This is a genomic window from Psychrobacter sp. 1Y1, from assembly GCF_051847395.2.
Taxonomy (GTDB): domain Bacteria; phylum Pseudomonadota; class Gammaproteobacteria; order Pseudomonadales; family Moraxellaceae; genus Psychrobacter.
Genome location: NZ_JBPYDF020000001.1, coordinates 3,007,103 through 3,025,161, shown reverse-complemented (window position 1 = coordinate 3,025,161; position 18,059 = coordinate 3,007,103). Strand labels below are relative to the sequence as shown.

Below are 18,059 nucleotides of genomic sequence, written 5' to 3'. Positions count from 1 at the left end.
ATGAACTTAATTATCGAACAAACTGAACTATTGAACAAACTGAGTCGGCAAAAAGAATGTGCGCGCGTCTGACTGTTGACGTAGCTCTAACAGTAATGTTTGCATGTCTTCGGCAGGGTCTTGATTATTAACCAAGTTGCCAAATAGCTCGCTTGCAACCGTGGTCATCGCAACCACGCTTTGCAGTAAATGCTCAATAATCTCATTATCTATACCAACTGCTTCGACATCGATAGCATTTTTGTAGCGTATCTCACCATCGTTAACATCCATCTCTAGATTACCGACTAGCATGTCATAGTTGATTTGGGTGATGAGTAGCATCGCGGCACTTTGATAACTTTCTGGTATCAAAAATGGCAAGATGCCGTAGATGGCCAATAGTTTGTTTTTTTCTTGCACCCGAAACAGATAGCCACAGTTTATTTGCTTATGACGCATTCTCAAGGATAAGTGATGCGATTTTTGGCTGTCGTTAGTTTTGGGTCGATAATGCGTGTAGTGCCACTGTTTGTCATTGAAGTATTGCTTTAAGCAGTCGACGATAGGTGTGTCACTCTGGTTTTGAGGTTCTGCATTTGCGCTATCGGTTTCTAAGTTATCGGTTTTGAGTTGAGATGTATTTGTTTGCGCTTGTGATTTAGGGTTATCCTGTTCGCTGCCCTGATTCGTCTCTAACTCATGAGAAATATCAGGAATATCAGCTGCTATATTTTTTGTATTATTAATCTCGCTGTCAGTAAGTGATGCAGGCCTTTGCTCGCTTGCAGCATCGATGACTGACTGCGGTGCGGAAGCAGTCAGTAACCGTTTGATCTTTTGCCACAAGCTGAGTTTATTGTGTTGACTCATAATAGTATGCTGACAAGTAAGGGTTATAAATTAATCGTGAGTGAATGCCAAACCTTCTTTGATAGCAGGCTGTGCATAGAACGCTGCTAGCATTTCACGAATATGAGCCGTCAACCAAGGCGTCTCAAGAGCATCGTACACGATAGGCAGTAGTGTAGTGCTACGTTGCTTCATGGCCGCTTCATCAATGTGCAAACTCGCCGCAATGGTCGCCATCGTGTCAGACTGATGATTGGCATACCAAGTGTCAATGCTTGCCGAGACTAAGCTGTGCAGATATGGTGACAGTCGCAGGCGATTATAACTTTGTTGGATACTGGCTTCGATATGGTCAATGCTACTATTACCGGGCTCATCGCTTAAATAGGTTTGTAGTTCACTAATTGGTTGGTCTTTGATACGATCCCAGCCCATAACAATCAGGCGCGCCACCTCTTCGTTTGACAAGTGTTCTTGGGCATTGGCTTCGGCTTTGCGCGTCAAATCTTTGATATTGCGATGCAAGTAGGTTTGCAGTTTTTCATCGAGGTTTCTGTTGGTCGCCTTTTCAAAAGAGCTACGTCCAAGCTTCATCAATTTACCAACGCCACCTGCTTTATCGAGGGTGCTTTCCATAAAGTCATTGATAGCGTGATAGAGTGTTTGGGTCAATAAATCTGCAAAGGTTTCGTTACCGACCAGCGTATGAATCAACATGTTACGCTGCTGCTTATGGCTACCGATATAGTTGGCCAGCGTTTCGACTTGGGCATCATCGACCAGCTCAGACAAAGGCACGTTGTCATTGACTGGGTGATAAATAATGGTGTGTAAAATATCACGGATATCGGTACGCATCACCTCAGTCATCGGCTGATTTAACAGCCAGTCTTTCATCAGCTGCTGTAAATGGTCACAGGTGATATATTTGCTCAAAGGCTGCGTACCAAACCATTGCCAAGCTTCCATCGCTAGTGGCTCAGCTTGATTGTGCAACCACCGTTGCATAAAGTTGACTTGAGCATCGATCAAGCTATCTACTGTCAAACGGCTGGCTGATGGCTCTTTTGACAAGTTAGTGTCTGCGTTGTCATTTTTAGTCTCTGCAGCAGTGTTAGGTTTTTGGCTATCTTGTGAAGTCGGCATAGGTTTTAAAGTCATATTTTAAAGTCGTATTTTTTTGAGGTTGTACTTTTTGAAGTCAGAGTAATCGACAATTTGTTATACTGTGTGTTTGTAGCGAGCATAGGGTATTATGCCACGAACATTACCTTTATTTGTGATGAATATTGATTGCTGCTTGATAAATAACCAGAGGTTTTGATGACGGTTTTGGATACGCCTTTACTTGCACTTGAGGAGCTGACGGTTCAGCGCGGTGAGATACCGCTGTGCGAAGGAGTTGCGTTGCAGCTATCTGCAGGTAGTATTTGCCATCTAATCGGGGCAAATGGGACGGGAAAGACCACGTTACTCATGCAGTTGGCTGGATTGTTACCTGTTTTGTCAGGTGAAGTTACTTATCAAGGACAATCGTGCCTGCCCATCCAGCCTTTATATGTCTCGCACCAGTTAGGCATTCATCCGAATCTGACAGTGGCACAAAACCTGACGTTCCTACTGAACTTATATGGCATCACGCCAAGCGCTGCTGATATTGACGATGCACTCACATGGGTTGGGCTACAAGGGTTTGAAACGATCAGCTCAAGTCATCTGTCCGCTGGGCAAACGCGGCGCATCACGCTGGCACGATTGTACTTGTTAACTCCTGATGTGACACCGCTCTGGTTACTTGATGAGCCTTTCACGGCACTGGACGTCGATATGGTGGCGCGTATGGAAGCGCGGTTATGCGAATTTGCACAGGCTGGCGGGTCGATACTAATGACCAGTCATCAGGCAGTCGGTGTCGCCAATCAGGTGCTCGATTTGTCAGATTATATGGTATAAGTTTGATTGCTATCAGTACCATCAGTATACGTGCAAGGACAAATAATGACAGACAGTCCAATACAAGTAGGATCAGTAGCATCCATGAATAAAAGTCCAAATGCTATTGTCGCAGTGCCTCGCAGTATTGGCTTCCTGCAGCTGTGGCGACGTGAATGGCAAGTCAAGCAGCAAGGAGCGGTACAATGGTTGTATCCATTAGTGCTGTTCTTAGTAATTATTACTTTGTTTCCGTTAGCAGTGGGTAGTGAGCCTGTGCTATTACAGCGTCTGGGCGTATCAGCAGTGTGGATTGCTGCGTTGCTGTCACTGGTAATGGGCGTTGATGGGTTGTTCAAGCCTGCGCTTGATAATGGTACGCTTGCGCAATTGGTCGTGGCCAAAGCGTCACTACCGTTATGGGTGCTGATTAGACTGGTCATTCATTGGATTTTTAGTAGTGGTATTGTGGCAGCGCTTAGCTTGCTTGCCGTGCCGTTATTTCAGCTCAGTTGGTTTGAAGCGTGGATATTGATGGCTTCTATCGTGACAGGTAGCCCGATGCTCCTAATGCTATCCGCGATTGCCAGTAGTTTGACGCTATCGTTAAAGAATGGGGCAGTATTGGTGCCTTTGATTGCTTTACCGATGCAGTTGCCAGTCTTGATTTTTGCTACGGGTGCGGTTGATTTATTTGCTTCTGGGCTGAACGGTTTACCCATTTTAGCCTTATTGCTTGCAGGAAGTATTGTTTCTGTCTTGGTTATGCCTTGGGTGATTGCTACAACTTTAAGAATGTCATGGCTCAATTAAACGATTTGCTTGTTGCAATCCTAAAGCCCAGTTATCTAAACCTAGCAATCTAAATCTAGTTATCTGCATCACATGTATTAACATCGTGGTGAAAACTGGCAATTTTGCTATAATAGTCAATTGAATACGTAAACAGCTCTTTGTAGATTCTATCCAGTGTTTAACGCCAGCAGGTGAGTTGATAGTGGTGCTTTTATAGACCGCATCCTTTATCGCCAGTAAGCTGTGTAATAGGTTTCTTCCCATGCCCAACCTGAATAACGTCTCATCCCCTAGCTTGTGGCAGCGCATTTGGCAGGGTTTCTTGACCACTGTGGGTACCAAGCAGTTTTTTCGTATCTTTAGCCCTTGGGTTAAGTGGTTAGCGATATTAGCCAGTCTCTGTTTGCTCATAGGTAGCATATGGGGCCTTGCTTTTGCGCCGCCTGATTATCTTCAGGGCAATAGCTATCGCATTATCTTTATCCATGTTCCCGCTGCCAGTCTTGCCATTTCTATCTATTTTTCTCTCGCAGTCTTGGGGGTAATTTATTTGGTATGGAAGATTAAGACGGCCAGTTTGGTCGCGCAGGCACTTGCCCCGATGGGGTTTTTGCTGTGTGTCATCAGTTTGCTTACAGGCTCTATCTGGGCGAAACCAACGTGGGGTACTTACTGGGTATGGGACGCACGCCTTACGTCAATGCTGATATTAGCGTTTCTATACGCGGGTGTAATGGCACTGTTTGCCGCTTTTGAGCATACGGCCAATCGCGGTAAAGCGGCTGCTATTTTATCTATTGTGGGCGCAGTGAACCTGCCTATTATCAAGTACTCAGTAGAGTGGTGGAATACCTTGCATCAAGGCGCGACCTTTAGTTTGACCGCCGCACCGAAGATGTCGGCAGATATGTGGATGCCTCTGCTACTGATGATTATTGGCAGCTATTTACTGGTTGCGACATTAGCGATTTATCGTACTAACACGCTGATTTTATACCGTGATCAAGGCAAAGCGTGGGTCAAAGAATACATTCGTGGTCAACACAAATAACGGCTAGGAAAATACTATGCAGCCTTACTTTTATAGCGTATCTGAGTTTTTCGCCATGGGTAAGCATGGGGTTTTTGTGTGGTCGTGCTGGGCGATAACGATCGGCGTGATGTTGGCATTTATTATCTATAGCCGCAGACAGCGACATTCACTTATCAAACAGCTGACCATCCAACAAGCGCGTCAAGCACAACGGACTACCAAAACCTCAAAGCCTGTGACTTCTGTGATTAGGCAATCTGAATAAAAATCAACTTAATATCATGGTTTTAGCGTAAGAAACCGTATCCTTACACTGACAAAAATATGACCTTATAGGCAGTGATGAGGCTTATTGATTTGTCTGAAAAATGCTACCATATAGCGATTAGAAGAGTACGATTAGAAAGACATTTTTAGAACGTTTTTCTAATGGTGGTTTCTTCAAATTTTTCTGCTTTATAGATTGATTATGATTTATAAAACAGTGACTCATTAATGGGGTAGTGGTATGAATGCAGTTCGTCGGAAAAAACTGACGTGGGTTATGTTTACACTGGCAGGTGCGGCCGTAGCAGTTATGTTGGTTATCTATGCCATCGGGCAGCAAACTGACTACTACTTTGATGCAACCGCTATTGCCCAAGGTGAAGCGCCTCAAGACAAACGTATTCGTGCTGGTGGTATGGTGGTTGCCGGTAGTGTGCAGCGTGCAGCAGACAATCCATTAAATGTTGAGTTTGCGATTACTGATTTTCAATCAACAGTGCCAGTGACTTACCAAGGTATTCTGCCAGATTTATTTGCTGAAAATTCAGGCGTCGTGGCCACGGGTAAAATGCAGGGCGATACTTTCGTCGCTGGGGAAGTATTGGCCAAGCATGACGAAAACTATATGCCACCAGAAGTCGCTAAATCTATGAAAGAAAATAATCGCAGCGGAGCGATACCTACTTCTGAACAGTATAATCCTGCTGAAAAAATTCATGAGACCGAAACGCTACAACAGTAGCGATTATAAGTTTTCATACCATATAAAAAAGCCACCGATTATCGGTGGCTTTTTATTGAGCTTTGTTTGGCTAATCAATTAATCGTACTTATTAACCCTATTAGTCATCCCATACTGGACTATAGTCAGGATGTTCAATTTTACGACCGTCAGAGCTGGCTAGGTTACCAATTTTTTCTAACTCATCTGCACTTAACTCAACCTTGATGGCGTCTAGATTGCCTTGCAAGTGCTCAGGGTTAGACGTTTTCGGAATAGCCACACGATGCTTGTCTGATAAGATCCACGCTAGTGAGATTTGTGCTGGTGTTACGTTGTGCTTATCCGCAATCTCTTTGATAACATCATTGTCGAATACATCGCCACGAGCGAGTGGTGAGTAAGCTTCTAGCAAAATATGATGGTTGTTCAAAAAGGTTTGTAATGTATCTTGCTTAATGAACGGATGAAACTCAACTTGGTTTACGACAATAGGTACGTCCGCATATTTTTCAGCTTCAGTGATGTTAGCAATATTAAAGTTCGAGACACCGATATGACGCGTTAGACCTTGCTTTTGTAATTCACACAATGCAGGGATGGTCTCAGATAATGGTACGCGGTCATCAGGCCAATGTAGTAATAACAGATCAACATAGTCCACGCCTAAATTTTCTAGTGACTTTTGGGCAGCAGCTTTCAGCTTTTCTGGCTCAAACTTCATGTCATCTGGAAATATTTTGGTGGTTAAGAAAAACTTATCACGAGCCACGCCAGATTGCTTAATACCTTCGCCAACTTCTTTTTCATTGTCGTAAGCTTGAGCGGTATCGATATGCTCATAACCCATTTCTAACGCTTTTTTGACCACATCTACGCAATCTTGCCCAGTTGACTGCCAAGTACCTAGGCCTAGGATTGGGATATTTGCTTGGCCAGCGGTACGAATATTATAGTTTTTAGCGCTCATATTATTATCCTTGTTATGTGTATCTTATAATTTTCATTAGTTTCAAATGTCATCAATAGTATGGTCTAACGAGTAAATCACTATTGAGCCTGTCCACTATAGGAAAAACCAAGGACAAGTGGAAGAGTGAGTGACGGTTTCCTACAAAGGGCAAACAGGCTGTAACGTGATTTTTAATAGTTATTTAATGCACAGTTAGTCTTTTGATAACGGTACTGGAAGATAGCACTCCCAAAATCAAAAATAAAAAAACGCCCATCACTCTAAATCATGGGCGTTTCTATTAATCATAGCACCTAAAAAACTAGGTACTTTTGATTTAAAGTCTTATTGAGCAGCAGCTTCTGTAGTTTCTGGAGCGTCAGAGCTTTCAGTTTTAGCAGCAGTGTCCGTATGTGCGCTATGATCAGTACCCCAGATTTTTGGGTACTTGTAGCCAGGGAACGTTTCATGAGCGTACTTTTTGAAAGCTTCTGAGTTATAAGCGTTGGTCACATCTTCAACCCATTTTTTACCAGTATCAGCAGATTTGATCGCTGACCAGTTTACATAAGCAAAGCTTGGCTCTTGGAACAATGCTTCGGTCAATTTGATACCAGAGTCAGTAGCATAGTTACCGTTGATAACTGCGAAGTCAACTTCATCACGTGCGCGTGGTAATTGAGCCGCTTCTAGCTCAACGATTTCGATATCGTATTTGCTGTTGTCAGCAATATCAGCTTTTGACGCAGTCAATGGATCGATGTCGTCTTTTAGGGTAATCCAACCAAGATCATCCATCATTACCAAAGCACGAGCAAAGTTACTTGGATCGTTTGGTGCAGAAACACTCATACCTTTGAATGCAGCGTCAAGGCTAGTCTTTTTACCTGAGTAGATGCCAAGTGGAGCCGTTGGTACTTGGAATACTTCAACCAAATCAAGGTTGTTTTCTTTTTTGAAAGTATCAAGGTAAGGCTTATGTTGGAAGATGTTGATATCCAAATCGCCTTCAGCCAATGCAAGGTTAGGACGGACATAATCAGTAAAAGCAATCAACTCAACTTCATAACCTTGAGCTTCAAGCGTGCTCTTTACTTGGTTACGAACCATATCAGCAAAATCGCCTTCAGTCGTACCGATAACAATTTTGGTATGGTCAGGATCGATATCGCTAGCGGCAGTTTCTGCAGTGGTACCTTCGGTTACTGGCTCTTTAGTCGCTTCTGGCGCTGATGAATTGCTGCAACCGACTAAGACCAAACCTGATACACCAACAGCGGCAAATGCGGTAGCTAACTGACGGCTGATATCTGTTAATTTCATAATATGTCCTTAATAATGAATGGGGTTGAGTAAAACGTTTATCGTCTGAACATTAAAAAAGCAACATTATAAATAGTAATGCTGCTTTTGTTGTAAGAGCTGAGATAAGGGTTGAGTGTTGCCAAAAATAAACCTAGTCGCTCGTAAAGTCAAGTATTCTCTAAAGCGGTTTAACGTTTGTCTAAACGATTGGCGAGCCAGTTACCAGAGGCTTGAATCGAGACGACCATGATAGATAATACAATCACGATAAAAATCATTACCTCAGTTTGATAGCGATAATAGCCATAACGAATGGCCAAATCACCCAAACCGCCACCACCGATCATACCAGCCGCCGCTGAATAAGAGAGCAAGCTGATACAAAGAATAGTGACTGACAATACTAAACCTGAGCGTGCTTCATTAAGTAGTACTTTAATAATGGTAAAAGGCCTGGCACCCATCGACTCGGTTGCTTCGATAATACCGCGCGGCACTTCGCGTAAATTTTGCTCGACCAAACGCGCAAAATAAAATGAACCTGCGATAGCAAGTACGAGAGATGCAGCGATCGGTCCGATACCCGTACCAACGATGGCCTTGGTAAACGGACTCATCGCAATCATCAAAATCACGAAAGGGAAAGCACGCATAAAGTTAGTAATACCGCCAAGCACACCGTACAACGTCTTGTTTTGCAAAAACTGTCGATCACTAGACAAAAACAAGAATACGCCAAACAGTCCACCGATGACGATTGCGACCGTGGTGGAAATACCAAGCATCACAAACGTATCAATAAACGCGCTTGCGATCTCTTTGCGTAACACAAGCAGCTTGTCTATAGAGGCGGATAATTCAGTACCAGTTAACATATCTATTTCTCCTGCCTCATTAGTCCTCGACGACTAGGCCTTTGCCAATCGGGGTGGTTGCTTGAATCAGACCGTCTCGCACATCCGCAACTTCTAATAGTTGTCCTTGATGCAATAATGCTGCGCGATCGCAAAGTCTACGAATAACACTCATCTCATGGGTCACGATGACGATAGTCACGCCAAGCTGCTCATTGATATCGCGCAGACAAGTCAGCAAACTACGGGTTGTTGCAGGGTCAAGCGCACTGGTTGGCTCATCGGCCAACAATACTTTTGGACTAGGGGCAATCGCGCGGGCAATACCCACACGCTGTTTTTGTCCGCCTGATAGCTGCGCAGGATAGTGGCCAGCACGATCGGTCAAATCAACAATCGCAAGACAATCCATGACGCGCTTATGAATGTCGCGACTTGGATAACCAGAGATTTTCAAGTTAAATGCCACGTTATCAAAAACCGTTTGATTAGACATCAGATTAAACTGCTGAAAAATCATACCGATATTATGACGGGCAATGCGTAGTTCACTGGCAGACAGCGTGGTTAGGTCAGTACCATCTATCACGACTTGACCCGAATCTGGACGTTCAAGCATATTGATTAGGCGCAATAAGGTAGATTTACCTGCGCCTGAATAACCCATTAGACCAAAGATTTCGCCTTGTTTGATAGTCAGAGATGTCGGCTCAACAGCGGTAAACCAATGTGGTTTGCCGTCTTTGTCTTTGATTGATCGGTCGCTTAAAAAACTTTTGGTCACATCGTTTAAGACAATCATGTCATTCATGGAGGGCTCGAAATTTAATAAATTTTTTAATGGTTAAGAACGCGTCATCAGGCCTCTTTCAATATGTAAGAAGCTTGTCAAAACGACAACAGTCAATAACCGTATAATAAGGGGCGGTAATATAGCATATTATCAGGCACTTTGGATATGCACATACGTGTCTGGCTTATGATTAATAGCTATTAATCATAAGCAGTTAAAATGGCAAGTATGAAGGCGACAGCGTGATAGCTATCTATATAATGGTGGGGATTGATTACTCGTGATAGTTGTAATGAGGGTCATGATGAATTGGGATGGTCACCAAAAATCTAGTATGACCATTTAAGGTATCTGTAATAATACGCCCTTGATGAGCGGTAACGATTTGTGAAACTAGGGATAACCCTAATCCAGAGCCTTTGTTTTTTTGCTGCAAACGTACAAATGGGCTAAAGACTTCTTCTCGCTTACCTTCAGGGATACCAGTGCCTTCGTCGATTACAGCCAGCACCGCATACTTTGGTAAAGGACGTTCAGGCTCAGTTTTGGCTTTCTTCATATGCTTAGCAAATAAGCCTTCTTTACGCACAACTGCGCTTGAGTTCTCATTATTTGAGCTATTAGATTTGGCATCATCTTTCGTATTGTTTGATCCGTTATTTTTAGTAGCGGTATCAGTAATAGATTTATCTGATTTTTGAGCACTGTTCTCGATGAGAGTGTCAGTATTCTCGCTTTCTACGTTGCTTATAAAGTTTGTGGGTGCTACTTCAGTCATGTCAGTATTACTAATACTGTCAGCATCGTTAGCAGGTTCATTGGAGTCTGGAACAGCCTTCCAAATAACTTTCTTAATTCTGTCAGTTAATTCACTGGTAAAGCTGTAATAGTCAGCAAGTAGTGATGATTCGCTAGTAGTAGGTTGGGGTTTGCTAGCACTGTCTATCGAGCTTTCATCTGAAAGGCCGTTATCAATACTGACTTCATCATTGTTCTCGTTGTTCTCATTGTGAGCAGCTATATCTTCACCGTTTTTATAGATAGTCGGCGTCGGTAGCTCTGCTATCGAGTCAGTCGTTTCTGATTTATTTTTATCAACTGAACTAGTAGCTTCATGTTTAGCAGTTTTGTGTTCAATTACTTTGGCATCAGCGTTTTCTTCATAATCGTCAAAGTCTAAACTGTTGTAATCGACAAAACTGCTGCATAGCACTGTTTGTAATAGATAGTCAGGTACAGTTCCGGCCTCTTCTATGCTCTGAACACCATATAGTAATACCGTAACAGGTGGCTTGCCATGTAGCATAGCGTTGGTAAGTAAGTTACGAATCACATGAGTCAACATTGATGATTGACCATCTATCACGATGTGCTCACCAATCAACGTGGCTTCAGGATAGTGCTGACGTTCTTGATTTACTAGATCATACAAGTCTAGTTTTTCAACTTGCTGTAAGGCATGTCCTGCATCCAAACGGCTAACCAGTAATATACTTTCTACTAAGTCATTAAGACCTGACAAGTCTCTGTTGATAGCCTGTGCCCGTTTATCGAACTTTGCTTTAGTATCAGTTGGCAACGCACCAGCTAGCATATCCATCATTTCAATCTGTAGACGGATACGTGTAATCGGTGTGCGTAGCTCATGAGAAGCATGTGCTAATAGTAAATTATTGGCATCAATTAAGTGTTCAATTTTTTGTGCCGCTTGGTTGAATCCGCGTGCTAATGCAGCGATTTCATCATTACCACGTGCATTCACTCGCACCGTAAAATCACCATCACCCAATTGAGTCATTTGTTGGCTCAACTGGTCAATCCGCCATGTCATCGTCCGTGCAATCAACCATAGCACACCTGCCATGATTAGTAGCAGTAGTAGCGTACCAGTGAATAAGTTCAGGGCTGCAGAAAGGACAGGTTTTTTAGGCGTTAGACGTGATTCATACAGTAAGGTATAACCTGTACTGCTATACACTTGAGCTTGCTTAGTAGGTGATGTATCTGCAAGTGATGGAAAAACGCGCGAGAACAAAGACGGAGTAGGGGGAAGCTCTAGGGGTAGGTCGCTATTGTCAGTTTGCATAAGCAGCCGACCTTCGCTGTCATACAATCCCATTTTCGCTTGCAGTGATTCATCAAAAATATCAAAGCTTTTCTTAACGACAGCCAGCATAAAACGAGACTGCAAACGATTGTCTTTGCTGATGGAGATATTTAATTCGTGTAAGAATGGATCGATCTGGCCCAGAATCTGTGTGGCTAATATCTCTGAGCGTATGCCCGCATCTTTATCATGAACAAGTTGGGTTAACAGCACCATTGCTACAGCAAATAAAGTAAGTGCCAGCATAACGCTGGCAAATAGTTTGGCAAATACGGAACGAAAACCCAATTGCTGCATTAAACGATCTCTATTATTAAACGCTTGTACCGACTCATGATATAGAGTTTACATCATGAGTCAGCTAATTAGGCATCCTTTACGATTACACCTGATCAGTGGCAAATTGATAGCCGACGCCGCGTACGGTAATAATACGCTTTGGCTGACGTGGGTTGTCCTCGATCAAAGCACGTAGACGCGAAATATGTACATCAATTGCACGGTCAATATTGTCTGAGCTGTCATCATTTGGCATCGCTTGCCAGAGTTGCTCACGATTCAACACCTTGCCAGAATGAGTGGCAAAGTAGTGTAACAACTGAAACTGATGCGTGGTTAAACGTACTGGTTGGTCATCGATAGTGACTTCATGACTATCAGGGAACACACTCAAACGACCAAAAGTTAAGCTGTCTGATTGGCTATCGGCTTGATTTGGTTGCTCATGACGACGAATAACCGCACGGATACGAGCTAAAAGCTCACGTGGCTCAAAAGGCTTGGCGATATAATCGTCAGCACCCATCTCCAGCCCCAACACTCGATCGGTTGTATCGCCTTTTGCGGTCAGCATGATAATAGGTACTTTATTGGTCATGTTATTCTTGTTGCCACGAATCTTTTGACACACTTGCATACCGTCCATATCAGGTAGCATAAGATCCAATACAACCAAGTCAATATCGCGCTCTTTGGTGTCTAATAAGTCGAGACCTTCTTGACCAAGTCCAGCATGATGCACGTCATAATAGTTCATGGTCAAATAATCGCTGATCAGCTCAGCCAAATCTGGATCGTCTTCAATCAATAAAATCTGTTTACTCATGGGATGTCCTCTAATTGTTATTGTGATTTATAAAAATATAACGTTTTCGGTAGTGATGAGCTGTTGGAAATAATAAATAATTAAACTATTAAGCCTCTACGTTTTCAAATATACAGAATAGCGCATAATTAAATGTGAGTCGTATTTTAATACTCGGATAATGCTATATATAGTAGGGTCATATTGCCTAATTATGCTGTTACAAAACAAGAGAAGCTTTGTTAATGTTTCTACCAAATGTAACTGTCAGCATAAGCTATTATGACACAATGACTTTTTTACCTTTAGAATCAACAGGTAAGTCAGCCAAACAAATCAAGCTATCATTACTCACACCTGCTATCAAATACTGCTGCGTAGTAGGATCGTATTCAACTACTTCAATAGGTTGGCGTGTTAAACGCTGATCTTGTCCGATTATCCAAACATTTGCAGTCAATGGTTGTAGCGGCATATAAGGAGGAGTTTGCAACTCTGTCAGGTCGACATCGTGTAGCGCGCGCCTAGGTACGATAGTGCCTACATCTATTTGACCATAATTGACGCGCCCTGTGACTTTCATATTTGGCAATAACTTATCACGACTTACTTCGTTGTCGATGACATTAACATAGACCAAGAGCTTTTTGGGCTGACTGGTCGATACCAGTTTGCTGACCTGTCCCGTAAACTTGTCTGAGATACCATCGGCAGTAAAATTGACTGTCTGACCAACGGAAAGCTGTGGTTTTGCTTGTATAGGCAGGGTAGCCATAAAGTGCAGTTTGGTCTCGTCACTGATCTGTAGTAGAGACGTGCGCGCCGCTAACTGTTGTCCTGCATCAGCAGATAAGTTTTCTATCCGACCCGAAAAGCTGGCATGAATGGTAATCGAATTATACTGCGTATCTTGTTTAGCAGTATTAACGTCTGCATTTTGATTAGTGATGTTGCTATCAGTATCTATCGAAGATATTGCTTCTAACGTTTTGTCACTATCAGTTTTTCTTACAACAGCAATGTCTGTGTCTGGCGCAGCTTGTGCGGAATTAGCATCAGAGTTTTGCGTATCTTCTGGATTTGTTTTATTAACATCGTTCGATTCTGAATTAACTTGCTCAGGCTTTTTTAGATCTTCAGCTTTGCTAGCAGTGCCCGTACGTCTAAAGACAAGCAATGGTGTGCCTTTTTCTACCCATTGACCTTCACTGACCAGTGTTTTTTCTATACGAATCGGATGTACCGCAACAAATGTGGTCTGCTTGATAGGTTCGATATTACCTTGTAATCCGAGACTCGGCTGATATCTTGAAGGTTTGATACTCAAGATATGTTCTGGCGTCATTGTGACACTATCACTTGTGATGATAAGTGGCGTGTCAGCGGTCTCTGCTTCAGTGTCAGTAACAGTCGATTCATTTACAGGTGACGGCTGACAAGCTGCGATAAATAGTACGCTGAATAAATAGAGGATTTTTCTTAAACGTCTAGAAGCTGTCATAGCAGTCACCATTGTAATCGTCATATTATTATATAGTGAATTGTAACGCGGTGGAACGACTGTAAGATATTTACTAAACTTAAGAAAGCTGATAATTCAAGTATTAAGGAAAGTTGAAGTTACGCCTTTAATAAATAAGAACAGCTATTTGTGATACTAATGAGTTCGAACATAATTTTACTAATTACTGGAAAAGCAATAATAACTGTGCTAAAACAAACACTATAAAATGCATTGATACATTTTTATTACAAATGAAAATTATCCGGTAATATCCTTGCCAGTTATATACAATACAAAAATATAATAACGCTACCTTCAATTCAAATTTCAATCTATTTATATGTTGAAAATTGGATTTATAGTTAATTGGAATAATTTTTATATTTGACTTTCTTATTAGATATTTGAAGGGTAAGTTAACCTATCCAAGGCACTTAAATAACGCTAGATTTTGTAAGATTAATAATAAAGTGCGTATAGTACGTTATATTGATACCGCGATTAGTCAGTAGGCATCAATTGCAGAAGATTCGCTGTTATAACAAATTTCAACGCAAACAATGCAAATGTAGGTACTTATATCGATCTGACAAGAGATGATATAAAAGTTTAAAATAGCCAAGAAAATTTTGTATTGTTAGATAGCGTTACGAACAAATAGTCGTTTACAGGACAATGAGAATGGAAAATAATTTTGAAGGTTTAAAAGTAATGGTAATTGATGATTCAAAAACCATTCGCCGTACTGCAGAAACTTTATTACAAAAAGCGGGCTGTGAAGTAGTGACCGCCATCGATGGTTTTGATGCATTAGCAAAGATTGTAGATAACAATCCAGATATTATTTTTGTCGACATTATGATGCCACGTCTAGATGGGTATCAGACTTGTGCACTGATAAAAAATAACCCTGATTATGCCAATAAACCGGTAATCATGTTGTCATCTAAAGATGGTCTATTTGATAAGGCACGTGGTCGCATTGTAGGTTCTGATGAGTATCTGACTAAGCCATTTAGTAAAGATGAGCTTTTTGATGCCATTAATCAGTACCGTTAATCGAATAAATATAGACTTGAACGGAGTGATTGATATTATCGCTCCAGATTATTCAATACTGAATAATTATGATTAAAGAATGGCTACCAGTAGATTTATAAGTACTATTTTTAATCATTTTATCTGAACCATATATCAATATATCTTCACAGATATTTTAGAACTTAAAGGAACCTCCTATGACTACCGTTTTAGTCATTGACGACTCGCCATCAGAAATGGCGAAATTTCGCGATATGCTTGCCAAAAATAACTTTCAAGTGTTGGAAGCGACCAATGGTGAGCAGGGTTGCCAGATGGCAGCTGAACATTTACCAGATGTGATTTTGATGGATGTGGTCATGCCTGAAATGAATGGTTTTCAGGCCACGCGCAAGATTACTCGCGGTAAAACCACTGCTCATATCCCTGTCATCATGATCAGTACCAAAAACCAAGAAACAGATAGAGTTTGGGGCAAGCGTCAGGGCGCCAAAGAATATATGAACAAACCAGTTGATGAAAGTGGATTGGTCAATATGATTCGCAAAGTGATGGAGTAACTTGTGGCTTCTAGAGGATTTATTGAGCTTCTGCGTTTAGCAGATTTGGCACGCGCGCGCAAAAGCGGTCGCCGCGGTGGCCAAGAGTTTGATTGGCAAGGTGTGGTATTTGAAATTGGTGGGCAGCGCTTAGTTGCCCCTATGGGTCAGGTATCAGAGGTATTATCTATGCCAGAATATACTAGCCTACCTCTAGTAAAGCCATGGATGCTAGGTATTGCCAACATTCGTGGGCGACTCTTACCGTTGACGGATTTGTCGCATTTTTTGCAAGTCCCTAGTCGCTTGACACAAATGAGCCAACGGAAAGTTATCGTCATTGATTATGACAATAACTTTTCAGGACTGCTGGTGGATCAAGTACTTGGTATCGAACAGTTCACACAAGAACAGTATCGTCCAGAAGCCATAGATCCAGAGTCGCCGTTTGCGCCTTATAACCATGGCAAGTTTTTCAAAAATGACCAAGACTGGTATGTATTTATGCCAAGTTTGCTCGCACAAGATCCTCAGTATTCAGATGCTGCAATATAATTGTCGATAATAGAAGACCTGTCTGTTAAGTAACGACAGAGAAATAGCGACTGACATAATAGGGTTCGATGTCAGCATTTATACAGGCTTTGCTAATCATTGTTTAGATAACAATACGATTGTCAAAGTCAGCCACAATTAGACTTTGATGACTGTTTGAAAGGAAGACGCAAGATGAGTGATGTGATAAAAAAACCTGTAGCTGGTATGGCTAAAACATCAGCAGATGGCAAAGACGCTGATAGTACTTGGAAGCTATTGTTAGGATTTTTTGTTCTATTAAGTTTGGCTTGTCTGATTTGGCTAGTTAACTCGCTATCATCGGTAAGTCAGTATTTCGATAGTTTCAATCAATCCGTTATCTTGCCAGCGGCTGTATTTGCAATCGGCGCATTAGGGATTGTGTTTGCTTTGTACCAGCTACTGAAACACCGTGGTGGATCAGAGCGATCACTTATTGAGAAAGAAACCTTGCGTCGTCGCCAAGAAGCAGAAGCTGAGTCTGAGCGAGCGCGTCAAATCCAAGAAGAAAACGAACGTAACCAGATCGCTATTCTACGTCTGCTGGATGAGTTGGGTGATTTGGCAGAGGGTGATTTGACTGTTAATGCGACTGTATCAGAAGATTTTACAGGGGCGATTGCTGATTCAGTCAACTTTGCGATTGACCAATTACGACAGTTGGTTTTGGTTATTAACAGCACTGCTGACCGAGTCTCACAGTCTTCAGAGCAAACGCAGATGAATGCTGTTGAACTGGCAGAAGCTTCTGAACACCAAGCACAAGAAATTGCTGGTGTATCGGCCGCTATTAATGAGATGACTGTCTCAATTGATCAGGTTTCAAACAACGCTGCGGAATCTGCAACGGTTGCCCAGCGTTCAGTTGCTATTTCTCACAATGGAGCAGAAGTGGTACAACGCTCTATTGAGGGTATGAACGTTATTCGTGATCAGATTCAAGAAACATCAAAACGTATTAAGCGCCTTGGTGAGTCTTCGCAAGAGATTGGTGATATCGTTGGACTAATTAACGATATTGCTGACCAGACCAACGTTCTGGCATTGAACGCCGCTATTCAGGCATCGATGGCAGGAGAAGCGGGCCGAGGTTTTGCGGTTGTTGCTGATGAAGTACAGCGTCTGGCTGAGCGTTCAGCTAATGCTACTAAGCAGATTGAAACATTGGTAAAAACCATTCAGGCCGATACCAACGAAGCAGTTATGTCGATGGAATCAACAACTTCTGAGGTTGTACGCGGTGCACGCTTAGCAAAAGATGCGGGTGAAGCACTAGAAGAGGTACAGAGCGTTTCTAATACTTTGGCTGATTTGATTCAAAACATCTCGAACGCTGCATTACAACAGGCTGAGTCTGCGGGTCATATTTCTCACACCATGAATATCATTCAAGATATCACCTCACAAACTTCTTCTGGAACGATGGCAACAGCCCGTTCTATTGGTGAGCTCAGTGAAATGGCAGCAGCACTACAGGAATCGGTAACAGGCTTTAAGGTATCGAACGACGACGAGCTAGTAGATTATGAAGTGTTAGATACGGAAGGCGCATTGAAAGAAAGCGTTTAGTGATTAGTTACTCTTTTAGAGCCAGATTGATAGTATTCTATTGTTCTTTATATTGAACAAAACTGCTGTATCAAGAATGATAGAAAGAAGCCGTAATTATAGTAGACGATTTGTCTGGCATAGATGGTGTTAATTAGTTAAACCATCTGCTTAATA

17 protein-coding genes and 1 pseudogene are annotated in these 18,059 nt (G+C 42.1%); 9 read left to right on the top strand and 9 right to left on the bottom strand.

Translation table 11 applies throughout. The features are described 5' to 3' along the window. Positions 1–27: 27 nt before the first annotated feature. The gene (locus ACS8FA_RS26710) at positions 28–852 is read right to left on the bottom strand and encodes a type III secretion system chaperone family protein (protein ID WP_439266307.1); all 825 of its coding nucleotides are present in this window, start codon (positions 850–852) and stop codon (positions 28–30) included. Between the two features lie 30 nt (positions 853–882). Further along, positions 883–1,992 carry a hypothetical protein gene (locus tag ACS8FA_RS26705; protein ID WP_439266309.1) on the bottom strand — a complete coding sequence of 370 codons (1,110 nt, stop codon included), beginning with the start codon at positions 1,990–1,992 and terminating at the stop codon, positions 883–885. Between the two features lie 162 nt (positions 1,993–2,154). On the opposite strand from ACS8FA_RS26705, the gene ccmA reads away from it, so the two are divergent. The 5 genes from ccmA (at position 2,155) to ccmE (ending at position 5,600) form a co-directional block, all read left to right on the top strand. After that, complete coding sequence (ccmA, locus tag ACS8FA_RS26700; RefSeq protein WP_439266311.1) at positions 2,155–2,784, top strand: heme ABC exporter ATP-binding protein CcmA; 630 nt, start codon at positions 2,155–2,157, stop codon at positions 2,782–2,784. Positions 2,785–2,868: 84 nt separating this feature from the next. After that, on the top strand, positions 2,869–3,576 hold the full coding sequence (locus tag ACS8FA_RS26695; protein ID WP_439266368.1) for a heme exporter protein CcmB: 708 nt from the start codon (positions 2,869–2,871) through the stop codon (positions 3,574–3,576). Between the two features lie 244 nt (positions 3,577–3,820). After that, positions 3,821–4,609: a heme ABC transporter permease CcmC gene (gene ccmC, locus ACS8FA_RS26690; RefSeq protein ID WP_420229574.1), complete on the top strand. Its 789-nt coding sequence runs from the start codon at positions 3,821–3,823 to the stop codon at positions 4,607–4,609. Positions 4,610–4,625: 16 nt separating this feature from the next. After that, a complete protein-coding gene (gene ccmD, locus ACS8FA_RS26685; RefSeq protein ID WP_439266313.1) occupies positions 4,626–4,856 on the top strand; it encodes a heme exporter protein CcmD in 231 nt (76 codons plus the stop codon). A 243-nt stretch (positions 4,857–5,099) separates the two neighbouring features. Then, complete coding sequence (gene ccmE, locus ACS8FA_RS26680; RefSeq protein WP_102091822.1) at positions 5,100–5,600, top strand: cytochrome c maturation protein CcmE; 501 nt, start codon at positions 5,100–5,102, stop codon at positions 5,598–5,600. A gap of 100 nt (positions 5,601–5,700) precedes the next feature. Here the strand turns inward: ccmE and ACS8FA_RS26675 are convergent, their stop codons facing one another. The 7 genes from ACS8FA_RS26675 to ACS8FA_RS26645 form a co-directional block, all read right to left on the bottom strand. Further along, positions 5,701–6,549: an aldo/keto reductase gene (locus ACS8FA_RS26675; RefSeq protein ID WP_439266316.1), complete on the bottom strand. Its 849-nt coding sequence runs from the start codon at positions 6,547–6,549 to the stop codon at positions 5,701–5,703. A 327-nt stretch (positions 6,550–6,876) separates the two neighbouring features. Further along, on the bottom strand, positions 6,877–7,854 hold the full coding sequence (locus ACS8FA_RS26670) for a MetQ/NlpA family ABC transporter substrate-binding protein (RefSeq protein ID WP_439266318.1): 978 nt from the start codon (positions 7,852–7,854) through the stop codon (positions 6,877–6,879). Between the two features lie 170 nt (positions 7,855–8,024). Further along, positions 8,025–8,711: a methionine ABC transporter permease gene (locus ACS8FA_RS26665; protein ID WP_114701591.1), complete on the bottom strand. Its 687-nt coding sequence runs from the start codon at positions 8,709–8,711 to the stop codon at positions 8,025–8,027. Between the two features lie 19 nt (positions 8,712–8,730). Then, a complete protein-coding gene (locus ACS8FA_RS26660) occupies positions 8,731–9,501 on the bottom strand; it encodes a methionine ABC transporter ATP-binding protein (RefSeq protein ID WP_057761581.1) in 771 nt (256 codons plus the stop codon). Positions 9,502–9,757: 256 nt separating this feature from the next. Further along, positions 9,758–11,887 (bottom strand): ATP-binding protein, encoded by a 2,130-nt coding sequence (locus ACS8FA_RS26655; RefSeq protein ID WP_439266321.1) that lies wholly within the window; start codon positions 11,885–11,887, stop codon positions 9,758–9,760. Positions 11,888–11,972: 85 nt separating this feature from the next. After that, complete coding sequence (locus tag ACS8FA_RS26650; RefSeq protein ID WP_057761578.1) at positions 11,973–12,695, bottom strand: response regulator transcription factor; 723 nt, start codon at positions 12,693–12,695, stop codon at positions 11,973–11,975. A 259-nt stretch (positions 12,696–12,954) separates the two neighbouring features. Next, complete coding sequence (locus tag ACS8FA_RS26645) at positions 12,955–14,175, bottom strand: efflux RND transporter periplasmic adaptor subunit (protein ID WP_439266324.1); 1,221 nt, start codon at positions 14,173–14,175, stop codon at positions 12,955–12,957. A 684-nt stretch (positions 14,176–14,859) separates the two neighbouring features. On the opposite strand from ACS8FA_RS26645, the gene pilG reads away from it, so the two are divergent. From pilG to ACS8FA_RS26625, 4 genes and pseudogenes are all read left to right on the top strand, one after another. Then, positions 14,860–15,237 carry a twitching motility response regulator PilG gene (pilG, locus tag ACS8FA_RS26640; RefSeq protein WP_057761576.1) on the top strand — a complete coding sequence of 126 codons (378 nt, stop codon included), beginning with the start codon at positions 14,860–14,862 and terminating at the stop codon, positions 15,235–15,237. Positions 15,238–15,416: 179 nt separating this feature from the next. Next, positions 15,417–15,779 (top strand): response regulator, encoded by a 363-nt coding sequence (locus ACS8FA_RS26635; RefSeq protein ID WP_057761573.1) that lies wholly within the window; start codon positions 15,417–15,419, stop codon positions 15,777–15,779. A 3-nt stretch (positions 15,780–15,782) separates the two neighbouring features. Further along, complete coding sequence (locus ACS8FA_RS26630) at positions 15,783–16,313, top strand: chemotaxis protein CheW (RefSeq protein WP_160022438.1); 531 nt, start codon at positions 15,783–15,785, stop codon at positions 16,311–16,313. Positions 16,314–16,616: 303 nt separating this feature from the next. Then, positions 16,617–17,903, top strand: a pseudogene (locus ACS8FA_RS26625) (methyl-accepting chemotaxis protein); the annotation flags it as partial. Positions 17,904–18,059 lie beyond the last annotated feature (156 nt).